Below are 22,424 nucleotides of genomic sequence, written 5' to 3' on the forward strand. Positions count from 1 at the left end.
CTAAGCGCATTTACCCTATCAAGTATCTAGACAGCCCTATCGGCTTACCCTATAATTCTCCTCCTAACGGCCCCTTAGCTCAGTGGTTAGAGCAGTCGACTCATAATCGATTGGTCCGCAGTTCAAGTCTGCGAGGGGCCACCAAATACAAAAAAGCCTGATGAGGAAACTCATCAGGCTTTTTACTTTCGATTGTATCTAATATTAAAAACCCTTGGCCTTTTTGATTAAGTCATAAGCATTCTGGATTTCTTGAGCTTTCTCTTTGGCTACATTCATCATTTCTGGTGGTAAGCCTTTTGCCATTAGCTTGTCAGGATGGTGCTCATTCATCAGTTTACGGTAAGCACGTTTAACCGTTTTTGTCTCCGCACTACTATCAACACCCAATAACTTATATGCATCACTTAATTGATCCGCAGTCGAGGCTTGTTGCCAACCACTCGATTGATGGGAGTGAGCACCTCCAGATTGCCCACTAAAGCCTCCTTGCTGAAAACGGAATGCTGCCTCCTGCATACGTAAGCGTTGCTCTAACTGTTCTGAGGAAAAGCCCAACCCTTTTGCCACTTTATGCAAGACACTACGTTCACTTGGATGAATATCTCCATCAGCAAAGGCGGCTGAGATCTGTAACTCTAAGAAGAACTGCATCAGATCAAATCGACCACCAGCGGAAATACGCACTCTTTCTAGAACGGTTTCGAGCGGAAAATCCGCCTCCTTCCCCTCACGAAATGCATTCTGCGCGGCGCGGCGCAACTCCCCATGCAAACTCATACGATCCATCATAGTTGTCGCCAACTGAATCTCTTCACGAGTAACTTGCCCTTTCGCTTTGGCTACATGCCCCATTACCGCAAAAGCCGCTTTAAAGAACTCTTCTTGTCGTTCAGCCTGACTGGGGCCACCGCCGAAACCGGAATTAAAACCAGCTTGACGCAACCTGCGAGCTTTATCGAACTGATGGCCTAAGAACAGACCAAATATGGCGCCAAACGGCCCTCCCATCAAGAAACCAAAAAAAGTGCCAAGTATCTTGCCAAAAATATGCATTATGTGTTCTCAATCTCTGAATTTTTTCTTAGTAAAGCGGTCTGATAGTGCCGTAAGCGACAAATTCCTTTATTATAAGGGCCGTTTTATTTTACATTCGGTCATCTATTCACCGGATATATCAAGTTCAACAGGATAGTAAAACTCGATGCCACGTTTTTCTCGCACCTTGTTAGCCACTTCAATTAGTGCCGCATTTCTTATGCCTCAGGCCCAAGCTGAAGATGTCCCTCTAGACACTTCACAAGAAATGCCGTTCATTGGCGAATGCCAAACATTAGACCTTATTGATCAATGTCTGGTCAATGAAGAGGAGCCTGAAAACGCAAATCAACTGCCAATTAACGTTGAAGCAGACAGCCTAGAAGCGATCAACGGAGACAAAGCCACCTATAGTGGCAACGTGACGGTTGTACAAGGCAAAAAACGCATGAAAGCGGACAATGTAACTTTACATCAACAAGACAATATTGTTGTGGCTGAGGGTAATGTGACATTCAGTGACGGTGAGCTGAAAACAATCTCAGATAAAGCCGTTAACAAGTTGAACACTGATGAAGTGACACTGGAAAATACAAACTATAAATTCTTATGTGAGCCGGGCCGCGGAGAAGCCGTCTATGTTTCAAAAACAGGTAAAGCCGTTTACGAAATCGAGGATGGTTCAATCACCTCCTGCCCTGAAGGCGACAAATCTTGGCGAATGAAAGCGTCGAGCATCGACATTGATCAAAATGAAGAAGAAGCGACCTTCTACAACCCGCGTTTCGAGATAATGAACGTGCCAGTATTTTATCTCCCTTTTCTCACCGTACCTATTGGTGATACACGTAAGACAGGTTTCTTATACCCAACCGTCTCCTATGGCTCCAGCGATGGCTTTGAAATGGAGGTGCCAATTTACTGGAACTTGGCACCAAACTATGATTTAGAAACAACGATCAAGCATATGCAGGAACGGGGGACTCAGCTAAACAGTGAGTTCCGCTATCTTTCGGATCTCGGCTACAGCACTCTTAAATCTGAGTACTTACCAGATGATAAAAAGTACCCTGAACAAGGGGAACGCTGGGGCTTTCAATGGCAACACAACGGTATTTTTCAGGAAAGTTGGAAATTCGAAATCGACTACTCCAAAGTCAGTGATATCCGATACTTTACCGATTTAGACTCAGGAATAGGTAACCGAGAAGATGGGCAGTTAATTCAAGAAGCACAAGCCACTTATCGTTCTTCTAACTGGGATGCCTCTATTCTTACGCGAGACTTCCAAGTCCTTACGACCAGTAGCAATACCCCCTACCGTCTTCTACCTCAACTTGAGTTTAACTACTATGCGCCCGAGTTGATGCGTTATCTTGATTTTGATGTACTCAGCCATGTATCCCAGTTTGATACTGACGATCCTAACAAGCCTTCAGCAACACGAGTACATGTCGAGCCAGGTATCACCATGCCAATCGGCACCACATGGGGGACTTGGACGACCGAGGCCCGTGTCTTAGGAACTTACTACCAACAAGATTTGGGCGGACTTGACCTTTCCGACTTTAGTGACGATGGCTACAACCTCAAAGAGTCGACCTCACGCGTCATTCCAGAATTTCGTACTCACGCGGGCGTAGTATTGGAAAGAGATACGGTTATCTTTGATAACTACACTCAGACGCTTGAACCCCAAGTGCAATACCTGTATGTGCCGGAAAAAGATCAAAGTGAAATCTACCTTTACGATAGCACCTTACTACAAACCGATTATTATGGTTTATTTCGCAGCCGCAAATACAGTGGTGTTGACCGCATTGCCGCTGCCAATCAATTTAGCTATGGTGCCTCTACGCGATTTTTTGACGACCAGTACAAAGAGCGTCTAAATATCTCATTCGGACAAATATTCTATCTTGATAAAGATACGAAGAATTCCAATATCGCTAATCAAGATAACAAATCAGATTACTCTGCATGGGCAGTCGAAATGGACTTCAACTATGATGACTATCTCTTCTACCATGGCGGTATTCAGTATGACATTGATACCAGTGAAGTTCAGCTTGGCAATAGCACTCTGGAATATCGCTTCTCCGATGGTTTTATTCAAGGTAACTATCGCTACGTGACGCGTAGCTACATAGAAAGTACGCTTGGTGACAGTATTGGCGATCTAGAATCGATAACGGAAGATGGCATTTCTCAGGCAGGTGTCATAGCAGGTTACCAAATTTCACAAAAATGGCGAGCAAATGCTCAATATTTTTACGACTTAACCACTGATGAAGAACTGGAATGGCTAGCTGGGTTAAGCTACACCTCAGATTGTTGGTATATTGGTTTTAACTACAGCAATCAGCTTCGTAGTTGGAGCCCGAGTTTCTCAAGCTACCCTGACTCGACACCAACTTATGAAAACAACTTCAGTTTTAACTTTGGTATTATTGGATTTGGTACCGCTATTGGCTCTGATTCTGGTGTCACAGGGGCTGATAGCGCGAATAGTTCGTTGGGTTACGGCCGACCATTCTTCTTAAACAACTAATTTAACAGCCTGTGGTCTAAAAGCACAGGTTCATTTTTTAACAGGACATTTGATGAAATTTTGGAAGCAAACCTTACTTGGATTGATTGCAACCAGCCAGTTTTCTTTTGTGCAAGCCGAACCTGTCGAGCTGGACAAAGTCGCGGTTATTGTCAATAGCGGAGTGGTATTACAGAGTGATATTGAAACTTCACTCAAGACCATTCGAGCCAATGCTAAGAAGAATGATCAGTCACTGCCAGATGAAGCAACATTGCGTGAACAGGTCACAGAAAAACTCATCGTTGATACTATCCAACAGCAAGAAGCAGAAAGAATTGGTGTGCGTATAGACGATAATCGTCTCAACGAAGCGATCAATGAAATTGCCAAAAATAACAACCAGACACTGGAACAACTCAACACCTCTATGACGCAAGAAGGTTTAAGCTATACCCAGTTCCGTGAGCAAGTGCGTAAAGAGATTGCAGCAAATGAAGCCCGCAATGCACTCGTCCGTCGTCGTATTAATATTCTTCCGGCTGAAGTCGATAATCTTGCAAACATTCTAGCCAAAGAAACCAACGCGACAGTACAATACAAAATTGGCCACATCCAATTACGTGTAAACGATGGTGACGACAAAGCCGCTATCGAAGAAAAAGCTAATCAGATCGTCAAAGAGCTAAACCAAGGCTCTGATTTCAGTACCATGGCTTACACCTATTCAAAAGGTCCTAAGGCTTTACAAGGTGGTGATTGGGGGTGGATGCGTAAAGAAGAGATGCCAACCATCTTTGCCGATCAAATCAATTTGCAGAATAAAGGGAGTATTATCGGTCCATTTCGCAGCGGTGTTGGCTTTCATATCCTAAAAATTGAAGACGTAAAGGGACTTGAGACGGTTGCAGTCACCGAAGTGAACGCTCGTCATATTTTGATTAAACCAACCGTGATCCTTAGCGATGAAGGCGTTCAGAAAGAGCTTCTCGACATTACTCAACGAATTCAATCCGGCAAGGTAACCTTTGGTGAAATGGCTCAGCAATATAGCCAAGACCCTGGTTCAGCCGCCCAGCAAGGTGAGTTAGGTTATCAAACTTCTGACCTTTACGTCCCAGAATTTAAACATCAGGTGGATACTCTCGCTGTAGGTCAGATCAGTGAGCCATTCAAAACCGTACACGGTTGGCACATTGTTGAAGTGATGGATCGCCGTGAGGTTGACCGTACTGACTCTGCACTGAAGAACAAAGCTTACCGCATTATCTTTAACCGTAAGTTTAACGAAGAGGCCAGTGCGTGGCTGCAAGAAATTCGCGCGAGCGCATTCGTCGAAATCGTCAAGGAAGATCAAAATGACAATTAAACGTATTGTCGTAACGGCAGGTGAACCTGCCGGTATTGGTCCCGATTTAGTCTTAGCTCTTTCGACGCAAAGCTGGCCACATCAGATAGTGGTCAGTGCCGATAAAGCCTTACTTGAGCAACGCGCTAAACAACTCAATATCGACGTACAACTTATTGATTATGATGCTGAAGCGCTTCCTAGCCCTCAGAAAGCTGGCTCGTTGGTTGTCGATCATATTGCACTTAATGTCCCCGTGATTGCGGGTCAGCTCGATGAGAAAAATGGCCACTATGTGTTAGAAACACTCGAAAGAGCCGCGTTGGGCTGTATGACTGGTGAGTTTGATGCTATTGTCACTGGCCCTGTACATAAGGGAGTGATAAACCGAGCTGGCGTCGCCTTCAGCGGACACACTGAGTTCTTCGCTGATAAATCCAATACGCCACTGGTTGTAATGATGTTAGCCACTGAAGGGCTTAGAGTCGCTTTAGTAACAACTCATATTCCATTAGCCTATGTCTCTAAAGCAGTAACCGAAGACAGGTTACAGAGAATAGTTCGTATACTCCATCAAGACTTAGTCGAGAAGTTTGCTATTCCATCACCTAAAATCTATGTCTGTGGTTTAAATCCACACGCAGGTGAAGATGGCTGCTTGGGGCGTGAAGAGATCGAAACCATTACGCCAACATTGGAAAAACTTCGTCAAGAAGCAGGTATTGACCTTGTCGGACCACTTCCTGCAGACACTATCTTTAATGAGAAATACCTCAACGACGCCGATGCCGTGCTAGGCATGTACCACGATCAGGTCTTACCCGTGCTAAAATACAAAGGTTTTGGGCGTTCAGTGAACATTACCCTGGGCCTTCCATTTATCAGGACATCCGTGGATCACGGCACTGCATTAGACCTTGCAGGAACAGGTGATGCAGATACAGGAAGTTTTACAACGGCACTTGCTCATGCCATTGAGCTTGTCGATAAGAAAACCAGTTAACTTGAGAACACTATGAGAAACGATGTCCATTTGGGGCACAAAGCACGTAAACGCTTTGGTCAAAACTTCTTAAACGATCCATACATTATCGATGGGATTGTCTCTGCGATTAATCCTAAGCCAGGTCAAAACTTGGTGGAAATCGGTCCTGGTTTAGGCGCAATTACTGAGCCGGTCGGTAAAGAAGTCGATAAGTTCACCGTGATTGAACTTGACAGAGATCTAGCCGAACGCTTAAGAACTCATCCAGATCTTGCCGAGAAGCTAACCATTCATGAAGGCGATGCAATGCGCTTTGACTTCACGCAGCTGGTTAAGCCTAACAATAAGTTACGCATTTTTGGTAACCTGCCTTACAACATCTCGACACCGTTGATGTTCCACCTGTTTGAATATCACAGAGATATTCAAGATATGCACTTTATGCTGCAAAAAGAAGTAGTCAATCGTCTAGCAGCCGGACCAGGGACGAAAGCCTACGGTCGTTTAACGGTAATGGCGCAGTACTACTGTAAAGTGGTTCCAGTACTAGAAGTCCCTCCAACCGCATTTGTTCCACCGCCAAAAGTTGATTCCGCTGTTGTTCGCCTTGTTCCTTACGAGACGCTACCTTATCCAGCAACAAGTCTTAACTGGTTGGATCGCGTGTGTCGAGAAGGTTTTAACCAAAGACGTAAAACCGTTCGTAACTGTTATAAATCTCTGGTCAACGCTGAAATTCTAGAGCAACTGGGGATCAATCCTGGTATGCGTCCTGAAAACCTTACTCTAGAGCAATTCGTTGACTTAGCTAACTGGTTAGACGCAAACCACAAATAATCTTCATATAATTAGAGTTGTAACCTATTGGTCTACACCTCTAATTTTTTGACTTGTACGCAGGAGTCTACATGGAAGCCAACCCTTGTATTAAAGTCCAAGTTCATACCAAATACATTTCAGAACAGTCCCAACCTGATTCAAAGCGTTATGTCTTCGCCTACGTTATTACCATTAAAAACCTGAGTAACCAAACTGTCCAGCTCATCAGTCGGCGGTGGTTAATCACTGATGCTAATGGCAAACAAATGACGGTTGAAGGAGATGGCGTGGTGGGTCAACAACCTTTTATTCCCGGAAGTGATGAATACACCTATAGCAGTGGTACAGCGTTAGAAACCCCCGTTGGTGTCATGCAAGGTCAATACATTTTACTGGATGAGAAAGGCCAAGAGTTTGTCACTGAAATTGAGCCTTTCAGGCTCGCTCTACCTAACATCCTCAACTAGAAGTTATTCAGGAATTTTTGTGTCCAATTATATTGTTGGTGATATTCAAGGTTGCTTCGATGAACTGAAGCTAATCCTCAAAAAAGTCAGTTTTGACCCAAAAGTAGATACACTTTGGGTCGCTGGAGACTTGGTTGCGCGTGGTCCTAAGTCACTGGAAACCCTTCGCTTTATTAAATCACTTGGCCAATCAGCCAAAGTGGTTTTAGGTAATCATGATCTACATTTACTTGCTGTGTCGTTAGGGGTACACAAGGTCAAAAACAAAGATAAAACAGCTCCCATCTTTGATGCGGATGACAAACAAGAGCTGCTTGACTGGCTTCGACAACAGCCTCTTCTTGCTGAGCATGAAGAGTTCGCTTTATGCCACGCGGGAGTTTCACCACAATGGTCACTCGATAACGCACGAAAGAATGCGCGTGAAGTAGAAACCATCCTACAAGGTGAAGACTGGCCTTGGCTGATCAAGAACATGTACGACGACCAGCCAGATCGGTGGAGCGAAAATTTAACAGGCCTTGAGCGCTATCGCTATACTATTAACGCCTTCACGCGCATGCGTTTCTGCTTTTCAGACGGCAGACTCGATATGGCTTGTAAACGCCCACCAAAAGAAGTTAATGATGGTACTCTGACACCGTGGTTCAAACTGACCAGCCGAATAACAATAGACAAAACCATCTTGTTCGGTCATTGGGCTGCACTGGAAGGCTATGATGGCAAAGAGGTTATCGGCCTAGATACAGGTTGCGTCTGGGGAGGTTATTTAACTTTACTAAGATGGGAAGATAAGACGTTTTTTACCCAAAAATCACTACAGCGCTAGAGAGAATCAATGAGCCACTGAAACGTCTCTCATTCACCCACCCTAGCTGGCGACTTGGAAAAGAGTCGTTAACCTTTTCGTTCTAACACCACAAAACGCATGCCGTATGCGTTTTTCTCATCTGCTTCGTAAATTTCAGAATAGCTTTCTTCAAACTCTTCCCCCCACTGAGGAAACTGCGTATCGCCTTCAATTTCAGCATTGATATGAGTTACGTAAAGCTTATCAGCTTGGGGCAAACAGGTTTGATAAATTACCCCCCCACCAATGATCATGACCTCTTCAACCTGGCCTGCGGCCTTTATCGCTTGCTCAATAGAAGACACTGTTGTGACACCTTCTATGACGAGACCTTCATCGCGACTAATCACAATATTTTGACGTCCCGGCAATGGACGACCAATCGATTCATATGTCTTTCGGCCCATGATGACAGGCTTCCCCATAGTACAACGCTTAAACCAGGCAAAATCAGCTGGCAAATGCCACGGCATTTGGTTGTCTTTACCAATAACTCGGTCTTTTGCCATAGCGGCGATCATGCTAATGATCATTAATGGTACTCCTTTAAACGTCTCATACTATCGGCTTTCGGCGATAGAATAACAATCCCGGCATCGCTAAGCCAACCGCTAACCCTGCAATTATAAACATTGCTTTAAGGAAATTTTCCATCAACATGGCGACCAACTCATGACTGTAACCCCGGTGATTAAGTTCAACTAACGCAATCATCGCTTTAAACGCAAACACCCCCGGCACCATAGGAATTAGCGCTGCAACTGTGAATACTTTAGGGTGAGCAAGAAAACGGTGTGACCAGTGAATACCTATCATACTTACAATCATTGCAGCAAAGAATGTTGCCCACTCAATAGGAATACCAAAATGCATCATCAGATAGCGACTTCCATGCCCTACTGCGCCACCTATAGCGCAGTAGGTCAGCGCTTTTTTAGGAACATTGAATACGAGTGCAAAACCCACAGCAGGAATCGCAGCAAACAACATATCGTTGATCAGGCCAAACAGGAGCTCAAATAACGTCATAGTACCCATCCCCAAACCCCCACTAAACTCATTGCCGCCACAATGCCAAGGCTGGTTGCTAAGGTCAGTAAGCTCGCCATGACAAATCTCGCAATACCCATATTGACATAGCCTTTCAGCATATCAGCCACAGAATTAATCAATGGGAAACCCGGGACCAGCATAAGAACTGAAGACGCCATAACAATAAATGGCGAGTTGCCAAGTTCGTAAATCACAGCCTGCGCAGAAATCACTGTGGTCACAAAAGCGGTAGCTGCAAAATTGATGAGAGGATTAAAATGACGATGGCCAATTTCCTGCCTCACGACCATGCCTACTGAAGAGGCAATAAAGGTCATTGCAAAGACCATCCAGTCACCACCAGCTAAGCGACTAAATGCAGCACAAGACAAACCTATCATTACTACCACTAGCCAACGGTTATACCGCTCGGGACTGATCTGCTCTAATTTACGCTGAGCTAGCACGTGATCGATAATTCCTCGCTCCAACATAATGCAAATTCGCTGAACCTGAGTAATCACACGCATGTTAATGCCACGATCAGGGCTCCGGCGTGCCGTGGTAATACAGTGCTCCTGATATACCGTAGTAACAACCAACGAGCTGGCGGAAAGAGACACTTCGACTTCATCCATTCCACTGGCAATACCGATACGTCTTGTTATATCTCCAACTAATGTACTCTCAGCACCATGAGCCAGCAGCATCTGACCAGCCTGTGCAATCAGACGAGAAACGCTGCGTTGTTTTGAAGCCATTAATGTCTCCTACTCCTTGAGAAAGCCGATATTGTGACCAAAATAAACTGAGTTTGATTTGATTTAAATATAAAAAAGCCGTAATGCGTGAAACATTACGGCTTTCATTGGACTTAATGACTAGTCTCGGACGTAAACCACATGTCCGTCGTCCTCTTCATCGTCCCAGTCATCCCAGTCGTCGTCATCTTCAGTAATGACGTCTTTGCCTGACATTGCGTCTTTATGATAATCATCCCACATGAAGTCAACTTTCTCTTCTTCAGAGATCTCTTCTTCTTCACGAGGTAGACTCTCCATAAAGTCAGCCAACTTGTAACAAAGCTCTTTGGTTCCTTGCTTATTCACCGCTGAGATCTTGTAGTAATCCTCTTCCCAACCCAGTGCATCGAGAATATTTTGGATCACTTCGTCAGCTTCTTCTTCGGGCATTAAATCAACCTTGTTGAAAATCAACCAACGTGGCTTATCAGCAAGCTTTTCGCTATATTGCTCTAACTCATCAATGATCGTCAGTGCGTTCTGAATCGGATCACTTTGATCAATCGGCATAATATCGATCATATGCAGCAGAACGCGACAACGCTCTAAATGCTTCAAGAAACGAATGCCAAGGCCTGCACCGTCCGCAGCCCCTTCGATCAATCCGGGAATATCCGCGACAACAAAGCTCTTCTCAGGAACCACACTCACAACCCCTAAACTCGGGATAAGCGTTGTAAATGGGTAATCCGCCACTTTTGGCTTAGCTGCTGAAACCGAGCGAATAAAGGTCGACTTACCCGCATTTGGCAATCCAAGCATACCGACATCAGCAAGTAGCAACAGCTCTAAACGGATTTCTCGGATTTCACCTTTAGTACCTAACGTCTTTTGACGTGGTGCTCGGTTTACTGAAGATTTAAAGCGAGTGTTACCTAAACCGTGCCACCCACCTTTCGCTACCATGACTTTTTTGCCATGCTCAGCAACTTCAGCAACAATTTCATTTGTGTGGATATCAACTGCACGAGTACCGACTGGTACGCGCAACACCTTATCTTTTCCTCGCTTACCCGTACAGTTACCACCACGGCCATTTTCACCGCGCTCTGCTTCATAGAAGCGCTGAAAACGGTAGTCGATCAAAGTATTAAGGTTTTCATCGGCTTGGATATAGACGTCACCACCATCGCCACCGTCACCACCATCCGGGCCACCTTTCGCAACGAATTTCTCGCGCCAGAAACTCACTACACCGTTACCGCCATCGCCGGCTTGAACTTTAACTACCGCTTCATCAACGAATTTCATCTCTTACTCCGCCCAATTACTACATCACGTAGCTGCGTTGCAAATATCATCTCACAGCCCAAATGACAGTGAATGATATAAATTCTAGCAGATCCCAATATCAGATCGATCACCCAACAATCTCAGATCGTTCTGCCACTTAGGAACATATAATGAGGGACTTTTTACAAAGTGCCTTAGTATCTATTCCAACATACTACAAATAAAAAACCCCGCCGAATCGGCAGGGCTTTTGAATTCAGCTAGAAGCCTAAATTCTAGATCTCAGTGAGAATTACTCAGCTTCGATGCTTACGAATTTACGATTCTTAGGACCTTTCACTTCAAATTTCACTTTACCTTCAGTAAGAGCGAATAGAGTATGGTCTTTACCGATACCTACGTTAGTACCAGCGTGGAACTTAGTGCCACGTTGACGAACGATGATGTTACCTGCAAGAACAGATTCACCGCCGAAACGCTTAACACCAAGACGTTTGCTTTCTGAATCGCGGCCGTTACGAGTAGAACCACCAGCTTTTTTGTGTGCCATTGTTAAACTCTCCTAATAATTAAGCGTTGATACCAGTGATCTTCACTTCAGTGAACCACTGACGGTGACCCTGTTGCTTACGAGAGTGCTTACGACGACGGAACTTAACGATTTTAACTTTATCGCCACGGCCGTGTTGTACAACTTCAGCAACTACTTTGCCGCCCTCAACAAGAGGAGCGCCAACTTTAACGTCTTCGCCGTTCGCAACAAGAAGAACTTTATCAAATTCAACCGTTGCACCAGTTTCTACGTCTAATTTCTCTAAACGAAGAGTTTGACCTTCGCTTACACGGTGTTGTTTACCACCAGATTGGAAAACAGCGTACATATCTTACTCCGCTTTTTCCGCACAGCCTTATGCTTGTTTATTGAGCATTGTGGGTGTGCGCTAAACTAATCATCAATAGGGCGCAGATTCTACAGAAGAGATGTCCCTATGACAAGCCATATTTTGAAAAAATTGGCGAAAAGCTAATCGCCAGATAAAAGTGCCGCAATCATGCCCTTTAGCCATGTATTTATCAACGTTTTTTAGTGTATTATTCAGTAATTAAGTCAGATAAGAAGACCTTACAAGTTCTAACTTCAGCCGGATTTACAATGGATTTTAAAGCTATCCAAGCGCTAACTGCCGATGACATGGCAAAAGTGAATGAAACGATTCACGCTCAACTCAACTCTGACGTATCTTTGATCAACCAATTAGGTTTTTACATCATTAGTGGTGGTGGTAAACGTATACGTCCTCTGCTTGCTGTATTATCAGCTCGTGCTCTTGGTTATCAAGGGCAAGCTCATACTACAGCCGCTGCGTTTATTGAGTTTATTCATACCGCCACTTTGCTGCATGATGATGTGGTTGATGAGTCAGATATGCGTCGTGGGAAGGCAACTGCCAATGCCGCTTTCGGCAATGCCGCCAGCGTTTTGGTCGGTGATTTTATTTACACACGATCTTTTCAGATGATGACCGAGCTAGGATCAATGAAGATCCTCAAGCTAATGAGCGATGCGGTAAACGTAATTGCTGAAGGTGAAGTGCAGCAACTCATGAATTGCAACGATCCTGAAACGACCGAAGAAAGCTATATGCAGGTCATCTATTCAAAAACAGCTCGACTGTTTGAGGCCGCCACACAAATCGGTGCAATCCTCAGCAACTCCTCAGCAGAGGTCGAGCTGGCTTTACAGAATTACGGCAAATATTTAGGTACAGCTTTCCAACTCATCGACGATGTAATGGACTACACATCTGATGGTGATGAAATGGGCAAGAATGTTGGTGATGACTTAGCTGAAGGAAAACCTACCCTACCACTTCTTTATGCGATGAAACACGGCTCACCAGAACAAGCAAGCATGATTCGCGAAGCAATAGAAAAATCTAATGGTATGGAGAAGCTTGAAGCGATTATGGAAGCCATGGAGCACACTGGTTCATTGGAATATACCCGACAGAAAGCCTATCAAGAAGCGGACAAGGCTATCGCAGAATTGAGAGTGCTGCCAGAGTCCCAATATAAAGAGGCATTGGTCACATTGGCACATATGTCAGTACATCGATCCAAATAATCTTTACATATAGCAACGGGAACCTTTGGTTCCCGTTGATTCCAGTTCAGCAAATCGAAGGTCTATTGACTCTGCTATTACCACCTAGCGACAAGTCTATGCTATTGCTTTGTTAGTAATAAGTCTTCCCCTACCCTTTTAATCTAGCAGTAAATTCCCAGTTCAGATACCTGCTCCTTATAAATTGCGATCAGTTATCCCTTTGTTTACCGCAAGACTTTACAGTTTCATCTCTAAACCCAAGGCTACTGCCATTTACCTGTCAGTCACCAAACTGACACCGCTTGGTCATAAATCTCTCATCACAGTGACCTCAAACTGCAATCAAATCAACCTAGCCTTGATTTGAACATCGTAGCACCGAGGATTGTATGGAAGTTTTGAGCCCTTTTCGTCTCCCGCGGAAAACACCTTTTGGCTTAGGAGAAAATTTTGCTGAATGGGTTATCGGATTGAGCAAGCTTGATCAATACTACTCTCAGAAGCCAGCTAAATGTGACTGCAGAGAATTTCTTCGTTTCACGCTCGACATCCTCGGCATTGATTATCGTGTGATTAAAGGCTCCTTAACTCATATCCCTAAGAGTGGCGCCACTGTCGTTGTCGCCAATCACCCTCTCGGCTGCGTAGAAGGTGTTATATTGGCAGAATTACTGCTACATGTGAGATCCGATGTTCAAATTCTGGCCAACCAATATTTAAAAACTGTTCCAGAGCTTGACCAGCTATTTATTGGTGTTGATGTCTTTGAGGGACAAAACGCCCACAAAGCTAACTTAAAAGCCCTCCGTCAAGCACACAGCCACCTAGATAAAGGAGGCTTATTGTTACTCTTCCCAGCAGGAGAAGTTTCCCAGCTGGTCGATCCAAAAAGCCAGCGAATTGAAGATAAGGAATGGAGCCGCTCCGTCAGTAGCCTAGTACGTAAAGCTAAAGCCAATACCATTCCTGTGTTTATAGATGGCCAGAATTCGAAACGATTTTACTTGGCAGGTAAAGTTCATCCTCTATTGAGAACCTTAATGTTAGGAAGAGAACTGCTCAACAAGTCTCAACAGCCCATCAATATTTCAATCGGCTCAGCGATTCGATATAAAGAAATTAATGGGCTGACGGATGAACAAATCGTTAACTATCTACGACTTAATACTTATTTACTGCAAAACAAAACCCTAACCAAAACTGACGCAAAAGCACTTGAGTCACAACCCTTGCCCATATCTGACGCTCTTCCGGTTAGAGAGTTAAAAATCGACCTCAACGCGCTACCACGTGAGCATCATCTACTGACCAGTGGTGAGTTTGAAGTCTACTGCACCGATGCCGATTATATCCCCTCAATACTGCATGAGATCGGTCGGCTAAGAGAAATCAATTTTCGCAAAGTGGGCGAAGGAACCGGCCTAGCACTGGATATTGATGAGTTTGATCGACACTACAAGCATCTTTTCATCTGGGATAAGGACAACGAAAGGCTAGTTGGGGCATATCGTCTCGGTTTAGTTGATGAGCTGATGCTGCATGAAGGTTTAGCAGGTTTATACTCTCGGACTCTCTTTCATTACGGTAAAGACTTTCTTAATACTATGGGGAGCTCAATTGAGATGGGCCGCTCTGTGATTGATGAACACTACCAAAAAAGCATGGGTGCCCTGCTACTGCTTTGGAAAGGGATTGCAACTTTTGTCCACCGCAATCCAAGCTATACACACTTATTTGGTCCCGTAAGTATCAGTAATGACTACAGCGAGCAAGCCAGACAATTACTTGCACAAACCATGACCTTACATCATTACGACTCTGAGAAAGCGGAATATGTGACCCCGTCCAATCCGCTTCCCACTCAGCATACGAGCTGGAACACGAGCATGCTGACCGCTCTTGCGGATCTTCAGCTTTTATCCAGAGTCATTGCAAGGATCGATGATGGGAAGGGGGTCCCCGTTCTATTACGCCAATATCTCGGCCTAAACGGCAAGCTAATCTCATTTAACGTTGATCCCTCATTCAACAACGCCTTAGATGGATTAATCGTAGTAGACCTTAAGCAAGTGCCGCTCAAAACACTGACTCGTTGTATGGGGGCAACACAAGCTCAGCAGTATCTACAACACCACAATTCACTACCAAACTAAGTTATTAGCTCACTGCCAAAAAGCCTTATCAAGGGACTATCTTGGCTTGTATAGCTGCGATATGGCGAGTGAAAAAGCTTGAATGAGGAGAAGTCTTTGCTCAGAGAAAGCCCATTTATCTAGCTTTGAAAGATATTCTTAGTAAGCGCGGTCTAAAACTATAACACTATTATCACAGGGCTTACCATGCGCTTACTCTTTACTTTTTTCCTCACATTAATATCTTTTCAAGCCTTCTCAGCACCTAAATCGGAACTTTGGCCGTATTGGAATAGTCATAACGATTCCAGTATAACAAAGGTTAATCATCAACCTTGGCAGCAGTTGCTTGATAGCTACCTCACCACCGAAGATGAATACACTCTTTTTAGGTACTCCTCTGTTACCCCCCAAGGAAAACAACAGCTCAATCGATACCTAACACAACTGAGTCGTATCAATCCACTCCAGCTAAACAAGGCTGAGCAATACGCCTACTGGGTGAACTTATATAATGCTATGACAATCCAATTGGTTTTAGATGCTTACCCAATCACATCCATCACCAAATTGGGTGGATTTTTCAGTTTTGGTCCTTGGGATGACGAAGTCGTTACGATTAATGGTAAAGCACTAACGCTCAACGACATTGAGCACCGTATCTTACGGCCTATTTGGAACGACCCCAGAACTCACTATGCAGTTAACTGTGCTAGTTTAGGTTGCCCCAATTTACAATCTCAAGCTTTCACAGCAGAAAACACGGAAATGCTGCTTGAACGCGCTGCAGAGACCTTCATCAACAGTAATAAAGGCGTTCTCATCGAGAACGGCAAAATACAGCTGTCATCCATTTATGATTGGTTTGCTGATGACTTTGGTAATAAGAAACAACTAGTTCAACACCTAGCCAAGTATCGTCCAGAACTATCAGACTTAAACAGCAAATTCAGCTATGCGTACGATTGGAGCTTAAACGAGAAAAAATAGCCCTAGGGGCATTTTTGTAACGTTTCAATGGGAAGTTTCGGATAAATACCGATACATATGAAAAAGCCTCAGCATTGCTGCCGAGGCCTGGGATAGATCGTAGCCCAAAAATAATATCGTACATACAAGAAGACCCCAGCATTTATGCTGAGGCCTAGAGTAAGTGGCGGAGCGGACGGGACTCGAACCCGCGACCCCCGGCGTGACAGGCCGGTATTCTAACCAACTGAACTACCGCTCCGCATTGGTCAGACTCTTGAGTCTAAATAAGAACCTGGCAATGTCCTACTCTCACATGGGGAAGCCCCACACTACCATCGGCGCTACTTCGTTTCACTTCTGAGTTCGGCATGGAATCAGGTGGGTCCAAAGTGCTATGGTTGCCAAGTAAAATTCTTTACTGGTGCTGATACCCAGACTCGAACTGGGGACCTCATCCTTACCAAGGATGCGCTCTACCACCTGAGCTATATCAGCATAATTTTGCTCAAGATATTTATCTCAAACAAGGTATTTAAAGCCTGGCGATGTCCTACTCTCACATGGGGAAACCCCACACTACCATCGGCGCTATTGCGTTTCACTTCTGAGTTCGGCATGGGATCAGGTGGGTCCACAACGCTATGGTCGCCAAGCAAATTCTTTATCAATTTGATCGCAAATTCAAACGCACTTTAGTGCGGCCCTTTAGGGTGAGATTTGCTTGCAAATCGAATAATTCGGAAAGCTGTTTTAAGTTCTGTGTTTACACATTCAATGTTCTACTTTGAGTCCATCAAAACCCTTTGGGTGTTGTATGGTTAAGCCTCACGGGCAATTAGTACAGGTTAGCTCAACGCCTCACAACGCTTACACACCCTGCCTATCAACGTTCTAGTATCGAACAACCCTTTAGGACCCTCAAGGGGTCAGGGAAGACTCATCTCAGGGCTCGCTTCCCGCTTAGATGCTTTCAGCGGTTATCGATTCCGAACTTAGCTACCGGGCAATGCCATTGGCATGACAACCCGAACACCAGAGGTTCGTCCACTCCGGTCCTCTCGTACTAGGAGCAGCCCCCTTCAATCTTCCAACGCCCACGGCAGATAGGGACCGAACTGTCTCACGACGTTCTAAACCCAGCTCGCGTACCACTTTAAATGGCGAACAGCCATACCCTTGGGACCGACTTCAGCCCCAGGATGTGATGAGCCGACATCGAGGTGCCAAACACCGCCGTCGATATGAACTCTTGGGCGGTATCAGCCTGTTATCCCCGGAGTACCTTTTATCCGTTGAGCGATGGCCCTTCCATTCAGAACCACCGGATCACTATGACCTGCTTTCGCACCTGCTCGAATTGTCATTCTCGCAGTCAAGCGGGCTTATGCCATTGCACTAACCTCACGATGTCCAACCGTGATTAGCCCACCTTCGTGCTCCTCCGTTACTCTTTGGGAGGAGACCGCCCCAGTCAAACTACCCACCAGGCACTGTCCTCAACCCGGATAACGGGTCTAAGTTAGAACATCAACACTACAAGGGTGGTATTTCAAGGACGGCTCCACCGATACTGGCGTACCGGGTTCAAAGCCTCCCACCTATCCTACACATGTAGGGTCAATGTTCAGTGCCAAGCTGTAGTAAAGGTTCACGGGGTCTTTCCGTCTAGCCGCGGATACACTGCATCTTCACAGCGATTTCAATTTCACTGAGTCTCGGGTGGAGACAGCGTGGCCATCATTACGCCATTCGTGCAGGTCGGAACTTACCCGACAAGGAATTTCGCTACCTTAGGACCGTTATAGTTACGGCCGCCGTTTACCGGGGCTTCGATCAAGAGCTTCGACTTACGTCTAACCCCATCAATTAACCTTCCGGCACCGGGCAGGCGTCACACCGTATACGTCATCTTACGATTTTGCACAGTGCTGTGTTTTTAATAAACAGTTGCAGCCACCTGGTATCTGCGACTCTCAATAGCTCCATCCGCAAGGGACTTCACCGTCAAGAGCGTACCTTCTCCCGAAGTTACGGTACCATTTTGCCTAGTTCCTTCACCCGAGTTCTCTCAAGCGCCTTGGTATTCTCTACCCGACCACCTGTGTCGGTTTGGGGTACGATTCCTTACAATCTGAAGCTTAGAGGCTTTTCCTGGAAGCATGGCATCAATGACTTCACTACCGTAGTAGCTCGACATCGTGTCTCAGCCTTAAAGAGAGCCGGATTTACCTAACTCTCAAGCCTACGCACTTGAACCTGGACAACCGTCGCCAGGCCCACCTAGCCTTCTCCGTCCCCCCATCGCAATTGTAAGAAGTACGGGAATATTAACCCGTTTCCCATCGACTACGCCTTTCGGCCTCGCCTTAGGGGTCGACTTACCCTGCCCCGATTAACGTTGGACAGGAACCCTTGGTCTTCCGGCGTGGAGGTTTTTCACCCCCATTATCGTTACTCATGTCAGCATTCGCACTTCTGATACCTCCAGCAAGCTTTACAACTCACCTTCAACGGCTTACAGAACGCTCCCCTACCCAATACATAAAATGCATTGCCGCAGCTTCGGTTTACAGCTTAGCCCCGTTACATCTTCCGCGCAGGCCGACTCGACTAGTGAGCTATTACGCTTTCTTTAAATGATGGCTGCTTCTAAGCCAACATCCTAGCTGTCTAAGCCTTCCCACATCGTTTCCCACTTAGCTGTAATTTGGGACCTTAGCTGGCGGTCTGGGTTGTTTCCCTCTCCACGACGGACGTTAGCACCCGCCGTGTGTCTCCCGGATAGTACTTACTGGTATTCGGAGTTTGCAAAGGGTTGGTAAGTCGGGATGACCCCCTAGCCTTAACAGTGCTCTACCCCCAGTAGTATTCGTCCGAGGCTCTACCTAAATAGATTTCGGGGAGAACCAGCTATCTCCAGGTTTGATTGGCCTTTCACCCCTAGCCACAAGTCATCCGCTAATTTTTCAACATTAGTCGGTTCGGTCCTCCAGTTGATGTTACTCAACCTTCAACCTGCCCATGGCTAGATCACCTGGTTTCGGGTCTATATCCAGCAACTCGACGCCCAGTTAAGACTCGATTTCTCTACGGCTCCCCTAGATGGTTAACCTTGCTACTGAATATAAGTCGCTGACCCATTATACAAAAGGTACGCAGTCACACCACGAAGGTGCTCCTACTGCTTGTACGTACACGGTTTCAGGTTCTATTTCACTCCCCTCACAGGGGTTCTTTTCGCCTTTCCCTCACGGTACTGGTTCACTATCGGTCAGTCAGTAGTATTTAGCCTTGGAGGATGGTCCCCCCATATTCAGACAGGATATCACGTGTCCCGCCCTACTCGATTTCACTGATGATGAGATGTCGGTTACGGGGCTATCACCCTGTATCGCGGCACTTTCCAGAGCCTTCACCTGTCTCATTAAAAGCTTAAGGGCTAGTCCAATTTCGCTCGCCGCTACTTTCGGAATCTCGGTTGATTTCTTTTCCTCGGGGTACTTAGATGTTTCAGTTCCCCCGGTTCGCCCTGTTAACCTATGTATTCAGTTAACAGTAACTGCTTATGCAGTTGGGTTTCCCCATTCGGAAATCCCAGACTCAAATGACTTTTACTGTCTAATCTGGGCTTATCGCAAGTTAATACGTCCTTCATCGCCTCTGACTGCCAAGGCATCCACCGTGTACGCTTAGTCACTTAACCATACAACCCCAAAGGGTCTTCTAGTCAACTAACCAAAGTTGTCTGCAATTATTTAAACATGATGCAGACTCGATTTTGCCGGACTCAAATATTAAACATCACAAGGATGTTTCCAAGAACACTTGAATGTGTGTTGGTACCTAAATCATAAAGATTTAGGATTTGAGAACTTTTAAATGAATAACAACGCATCTCATAGAGATGGGGATTGTTGTTATTCGTCAGCTTTCCAAATTGTTAAAGAGCTAGATTCATTTAAGAACCATTTTTAAGAACACTTAAAACTTTCTACTTAAAGAAATGCACTTAAAGATGGTATCCCGTAGGGGAGTCGAACCCCTGTTACCGCCGTGAAAGGGCGGTGTCCTAGGCCTCTAGACGAACGGGACACTAAGTTGAAGATATTGGGATATCTTCGTTCTCTTAAACTACATAAACTTATCAATCTGTGTGGACACTCATCGTGAATAATCATCGTATAAGGAGGTGATCCAGCGCCAGGTTCCCCTAGCGCTACCTTGTTACGACTTCACCCCAGTCATGAACCACAAAGTGGTGAGCGTCCCCCCGAAGGTTAAACTACCCACTTCTTTTGCAGCCCACTCCCATGGTGTGACGGGCGGTGTGTACAAGGCCCGGGAACGTATTCACCGTAGCATTCTGATCTACGATTACTAGCGATTCCGACTTCATGGAGTCGAGTTGCAGACTCCAATCCGGACTACGACGCACTTTTTGGGATTCGCTCACTTTCGCAAGTTGGCCGCCCTCTGTATGCGCCATTGTAGCACGTGTGTAGCCCTACTCGTAAGGGCCATGATGACTTGACGTCGTCCCCACCTTCCTCCGGTTTATCACCGGCAGTCTCCCTGGAGTTCCCACCCGAAGTGCTGGCAAACAAGGATAAGGGTTGCGCTCGTTGCGGGACTTAACCCAACATTTCACAACACGAGCTGACGACAGCCATGCAGCACCTGTCTCAGAGTTCCCGAAGGCACCAATTCATCTCTGAAAAGTTCTCTGGATGTCAAGAGTAGGTAAGGTTCTTCGCGTTGCATCGAATTAAACCACATGCTCCACCGCTTGTGCGGGCCCCCGTCAATTCATTTGAGTTTTAATCTTGCGACCGTACTCCCCAGGCGGTCTACTTAACGCGTTAGCTCCGAAAGCCACGGCTCAAGGCCACAACCTCCAAGTAGACATCGTTTACGGCGTGGACTACCAGGGTATCTAATCCTGTTTGCTCCCCACGCTTTCGCATCTGAGTGTCAGTATCTGTCCAGGGGGCCGCCTTCGCCACCGGTATTCCTTCAGATCTCTACGCATTTCACCGCTACACCTGAAATTCTACCCCCCTCTACAGTACTCTAGTCTGCCAGTTTCAAATGCTATTCCGAGGTTGAGCCCCGGGCTTTCACATCTGACTTAACAAACCACCTGCATGCGCTTTACGCCCAGTAATTCCGATTAACGCTCGCACCCTCCGTATTACCGCGGCTGCTGGCACGGAGTTAGCCGGTGCTTCTTCTGCAGCTAACGTCAAATGAATGCGCTATTAACACATCCACCTTCCTCACTGCTGAAAGTACTTTACAACCCGAAGGCCTTCTTCATACACGCGGCATGGCTGCATCAGGCTTGCGCCCATTGTGCAATATTCCCCACTGCTGCCTCCCGTAGGAGTCTGGACCGTGTCTCAGTTCCAGTGTGGCTGATCATCCTCTCAGACCAGCTAGGGATCGTCGCCTTGGTGAGCCATTACCTCACCAACTAGCTAATCCCACCTGGGCATATCCTGACGCGAGAGGCCCGAAGGTCCCCCTCTTTGAGCCGAAGCTATTATGCGGTATTAGCCATCGTTTCCAATGGTTATCCCCCACACCAGGGCAATTTCCCAGGCATTACTCACCCGTCCGCCGCTCGACGCCGTTATCGTTCCCCGAAGGTTTAGATAACTCGTTTCCGCTCGACTTGCATGTGTTAGGCCTGCCGCCAGCGTTCAATCTGAGCCATGATCAAACTCTTCAATTTAAGATTTTGTCGGCTCAATGAATACTGAACATTACATAAAGTAATGTTTGAATTGACTGTGCTCTTATTGGTTTTCACTTTTGAAAAAGTAAAACAAAACAGCTCAAGGCTGCTTCCCAATTCGAATGGTCACTTCGTATCATTGAAACCTAAATTGTTTCCTAAGAAACTATTTGGATTATCATCAACGAGTGCCCACACAGATTGATAGGTTTATATTGTTAAAGAGCTGTGCTTTTGAGAGGCTTCCTCTCAAAGCGGAGGTGCATTCTAACGAGATAATTTGAAGAGTCAAACACTTTTTCAAACTTATTTTCTCAGGAGTTTCTCACCTCTCTCACACTGCTGAAGCCTTGTGGCGTCTGCCGTGTCAG

16 protein-coding genes, 4 tRNA genes and 4 rRNA genes are annotated in these 22,424 nt (G+C 45.7%); 10 read left to right on the top strand and 14 right to left on the bottom strand.

Going from position 1 to position 22,424, the window contains the following annotated elements; all coding sequences use genetic code 11:
- The first annotated feature begins 68 nt into the window (after window positions 1-68).
- Window positions 69-144, top strand: a tRNA-Ile gene (locus tag CTT30_RS13195).
- Window positions 145-204: 60 nt separating this feature from the next.
- Here CTT30_RS13195 and djlA read toward each other — a convergent pair.
- Entirely contained in the window at window positions 205-1,056 is an 852-nt protein-coding gene (gene djlA, locus CTT30_RS13200) for a co-chaperone DjlA (RefSeq protein WP_239865287.1), read from the bottom strand.
- Window positions 1,057-1,204: 148 nt separating this feature from the next.
- Here djlA and lptD point away from each other — a divergent pair, with 148 nt between their 5' ends.
- From lptD to apaH, 6 genes are all read left to right on the top strand, one after another.
- Entirely contained in the window at window positions 1,205-3,589 is a 2,385-nt protein-coding gene (gene lptD, locus CTT30_RS13205; protein ID WP_252035375.1) for an LPS assembly protein LptD, read from the top strand.
- 52 nt (window positions 3,590-3,641) lie between these two features.
- A complete protein-coding gene (gene surA / locus CTT30_RS13210) occupies window positions 3,642-4,937 on the top strand; it encodes a peptidylprolyl isomerase SurA (RefSeq protein WP_252035376.1) in 1,296 nt (431 codons plus the stop codon).
- A complete protein-coding gene (gene pdxA / locus CTT30_RS13215; protein WP_252035377.1) occupies window positions 4,927-5,919 on the top strand; it encodes a 4-hydroxythreonine-4-phosphate dehydrogenase PdxA in 993 nt (330 codons plus the stop codon). Before surA ends, pdxA begins: the two co-directional genes overlap by 11 nt.
- 12 nt (window positions 5,920-5,931) lie before the next feature.
- On the top strand, window positions 5,932-6,738 hold the full coding sequence (gene rsmA / locus CTT30_RS13220; RefSeq protein ID WP_239865291.1) for a 16S rRNA (adenine(1518)-N(6)/adenine(1519)-N(6))-dimethyltransferase RsmA: 807 nt from the start codon (window positions 5,932-5,934) through the stop codon (window positions 6,736-6,738).
- A 71-nt stretch (window positions 6,739-6,809) separates the two neighbouring features.
- Window positions 6,810-7,187 (top strand): Co2+/Mg2+ efflux facilitator ApaG/CorD, encoded by a 378-nt coding sequence (gene apaG / locus CTT30_RS13225; protein ID WP_239837846.1) that lies wholly within the window; start codon window positions 6,810-6,812, stop codon window positions 7,185-7,187.
- A 19-nt stretch (window positions 7,188-7,206) separates the two neighbouring features.
- On the top strand, window positions 7,207-8,016 hold the full coding sequence (gene apaH / locus CTT30_RS13230; protein WP_252035378.1) for a bis(5'-nucleosyl)-tetraphosphatase (symmetrical) ApaH: 810 nt from the start codon (window positions 7,207-7,209) through the stop codon (window positions 8,014-8,016).
- Between the two features lie 68 nt (window positions 8,017-8,084).
- On the opposite strand, the gene folA is transcribed toward apaH, so the two are convergent.
- The 6 genes from folA to rplU all read right to left on the bottom strand — a co-directional run bounded on the left by folA (window position 8,085) and on the right by rplU (window position 11,986).
- Window positions 8,085-8,570 carry a type 3 dihydrofolate reductase gene (folA, locus tag CTT30_RS13235; RefSeq protein WP_252035379.1) on the bottom strand — a complete coding sequence of 162 codons (486 nt, stop codon included), beginning with the start codon at window positions 8,568-8,570 and terminating at the stop codon, window positions 8,085-8,087.
- Window positions 8,571-8,592: 22 nt separating this feature from the next.
- The gene (locus CTT30_RS13240; RefSeq protein WP_252035380.1) at window positions 8,593-9,066 is read right to left on the bottom strand and encodes a threonine/serine exporter family protein; all 474 of its coding nucleotides are present in this window, start codon (window positions 9,064-9,066) and stop codon (window positions 8,593-8,595) included.
- Entirely contained in the window at window positions 9,063-9,830 is a 768-nt protein-coding gene (locus CTT30_RS13245) for a threonine/serine exporter family protein (protein ID WP_239837850.1), read from the bottom strand. The genes CTT30_RS13240 and CTT30_RS13245 overlap by 4 nt, the downstream gene beginning before the upstream one ends.
- A 120-nt stretch (window positions 9,831-9,950) precedes the next feature.
- Complete coding sequence (cgtA, locus tag CTT30_RS13250) at window positions 9,951-11,123, bottom strand: Obg family GTPase CgtA (protein ID WP_239865302.1); 1,173 nt, start codon at window positions 11,121-11,123, stop codon at window positions 9,951-9,953.
- 274 nt (window positions 11,124-11,397) lie between these two features.
- Complete coding sequence (gene rpmA / locus CTT30_RS13255; RefSeq protein ID WP_004409945.1) at window positions 11,398-11,655, bottom strand: 50S ribosomal protein L27; 258 nt, start codon at window positions 11,653-11,655, stop codon at window positions 11,398-11,400.
- A 19-nt stretch (window positions 11,656-11,674) separates the two neighbouring features.
- On the bottom strand, window positions 11,675-11,986 hold the full coding sequence (rplU, locus tag CTT30_RS13260) for a 50S ribosomal protein L21 (protein WP_008072988.1): 312 nt from the start codon (window positions 11,984-11,986) through the stop codon (window positions 11,675-11,677).
- 272 nt (window positions 11,987-12,258) lie between these two features.
- On the opposite strand from rplU, the gene ispB reads away from it, so the two are divergent.
- From ispB to CTT30_RS13275, 3 genes are all read left to right on the top strand, one after another.
- Window positions 12,259-13,230, top strand: coding sequence for an octaprenyl diphosphate synthase (gene ispB, locus CTT30_RS13265; RefSeq protein ID WP_239865304.1), 972 nt, complete (start codon window positions 12,259-12,261; stop codon window positions 13,228-13,230).
- Window positions 13,231-13,601: 371 nt separating this feature from the next.
- Window positions 13,602-15,365: a bifunctional lysophospholipid acyltransferase family protein/GNAT family N-acetyltransferase gene (locus CTT30_RS13270; RefSeq protein WP_252035381.1), complete on the top strand. Its 1,764-nt coding sequence runs from the start codon at window positions 13,602-13,604 to the stop codon at window positions 15,363-15,365.
- Window positions 15,366-15,551: 186 nt separating this feature from the next.
- Window positions 15,552-16,334: a DUF547 domain-containing protein gene (locus tag CTT30_RS13275; protein WP_252035382.1), complete on the top strand. Its 783-nt coding sequence runs from the start codon at window positions 15,552-15,554 to the stop codon at window positions 16,332-16,334.
- A 164-nt stretch (window positions 16,335-16,498) separates the two neighbouring features.
- Here CTT30_RS13275 and CTT30_RS13280 read toward each other — a convergent pair.
- From CTT30_RS13280 to CTT30_RS13310, 7 genes are all read right to left on the bottom strand, one after another.
- A tRNA-Asp gene (locus CTT30_RS13280) sits at window positions 16,499-16,575 on the bottom strand.
- A 31-nt stretch (window positions 16,576-16,606) separates the two neighbouring features.
- A 5S ribosomal RNA gene (gene rrf / locus CTT30_RS13285) occupies window positions 16,607-16,722 on the bottom strand.
- Window positions 16,723-16,735: 13 nt separating this feature from the next.
- Window positions 16,736-16,811: transfer RNA gene (locus tag CTT30_RS13290), tRNA-Thr, on the bottom strand.
- Between the two features lie 42 nt (window positions 16,812-16,853).
- A 5S ribosomal RNA gene (rrf, locus tag CTT30_RS13295) occupies window positions 16,854-16,969 on the bottom strand.
- A 161-nt stretch (window positions 16,970-17,130) separates the two neighbouring features.
- A 23S ribosomal RNA gene (locus CTT30_RS13300) occupies window positions 17,131-20,019 on the bottom strand.
- A 313-nt stretch (window positions 20,020-20,332) separates the two neighbouring features.
- Window positions 20,333-20,408, bottom strand: a tRNA-Glu gene (locus CTT30_RS13305).
- A gap of 90 nt (window positions 20,409-20,498) precedes the next feature.
- Window positions 20,499-22,050 (bottom strand): 16S ribosomal RNA (locus CTT30_RS13310).
- The 16S, 23S and 5S rRNA genes sit together here with 3 tRNA genes alongside, the layout of an rRNA operon.
- Window positions 22,051-22,424 lie beyond the last annotated feature (374 nt).

Source organism: Vibrio coralliilyticus, from assembly GCF_024449095.1.
Classification (GTDB): Bacteria; Pseudomonadota; Gammaproteobacteria; order Enterobacterales; family Vibrionaceae; genus Vibrio; species Vibrio coralliilyticus_A.

Excerpts from the sequence above, each read along its gene's own strand:
- djlA (WP_239865287.1), bottom strand. The coding sequence starts at position 1,056 with ATGCATATTTTTGGCAAGATACTTGGCACTTTTTTTGGTTTCTTGATG.
- lptD (WP_252035375.1), top strand. The coding sequence starts at position 1,205 with ATGCCACGTTTTTCTCGCACCTTGTTAGCCACTTCAATTAGTGCCGCA.
- surA (WP_252035376.1), top strand. The coding sequence starts at position 3,642 with ATGAAATTTTGGAAGCAAACCTTACTTGGATTGATTGCAACCAGCCAG.
- pdxA (WP_252035377.1), top strand. The coding sequence starts at position 4,927 with ATGACAATTAAACGTATTGTCGTAACGGCAGGTGAACCTGCCGGTATT.
- rsmA (WP_239865291.1), top strand. The coding sequence starts at position 5,932 with ATGAGAAACGATGTCCATTTGGGGCACAAAGCACGTAAACGCTTTGGT.
- apaG (WP_239837846.1), top strand. The coding sequence starts at position 6,810 with ATGGAAGCCAACCCTTGTATTAAAGTCCAAGTTCATACCAAATACATT.
- folA (WP_252035379.1), bottom strand. The coding sequence starts at position 8,570 with ATGATCATTAGCATGATCGCCGCTATGGCAAAAGACCGAGTTATTGGT.
- CTT30_RS13240 (WP_252035380.1), bottom strand. The coding sequence starts at position 9,066 with ATGACGTTATTTGAGCTCCTGTTTGGCCTGATCAACGATATGTTGTTT.
- CTT30_RS13245 (WP_239837850.1), bottom strand. The coding sequence starts at position 9,830 with ATGGCTTCAAAACAACGCAGCGTTTCTCGTCTGATTGCACAGGCTGGT.
- cgtA (WP_239865302.1), bottom strand. The coding sequence starts at position 11,123 with ATGAAATTCGTTGATGAAGCGGTAGTTAAAGTTCAAGCCGGCGATGGC.
- rpmA (WP_004409945.1), bottom strand. The coding sequence starts at position 11,655 with ATGGCACACAAAAAAGCTGGTGGTTCTACTCGTAACGGCCGCGATTCA.
- rplU (WP_008072988.1), bottom strand. The coding sequence starts at position 11,986 with ATGTACGCTGTTTTCCAATCTGGTGGTAAACAACACCGTGTAAGCGAA.
- ispB (WP_239865304.1), top strand. The coding sequence starts at position 12,259 with ATGGATTTTAAAGCTATCCAAGCGCTAACTGCCGATGACATGGCAAAA.
- CTT30_RS13270 (WP_252035381.1), top strand. The coding sequence starts at position 13,602 with ATGGAAGTTTTGAGCCCTTTTCGTCTCCCGCGGAAAACACCTTTTGGC.
- CTT30_RS13275 (WP_252035382.1), top strand. The coding sequence starts at position 15,552 with ATGCGCTTACTCTTTACTTTTTTCCTCACATTAATATCTTTTCAAGCC.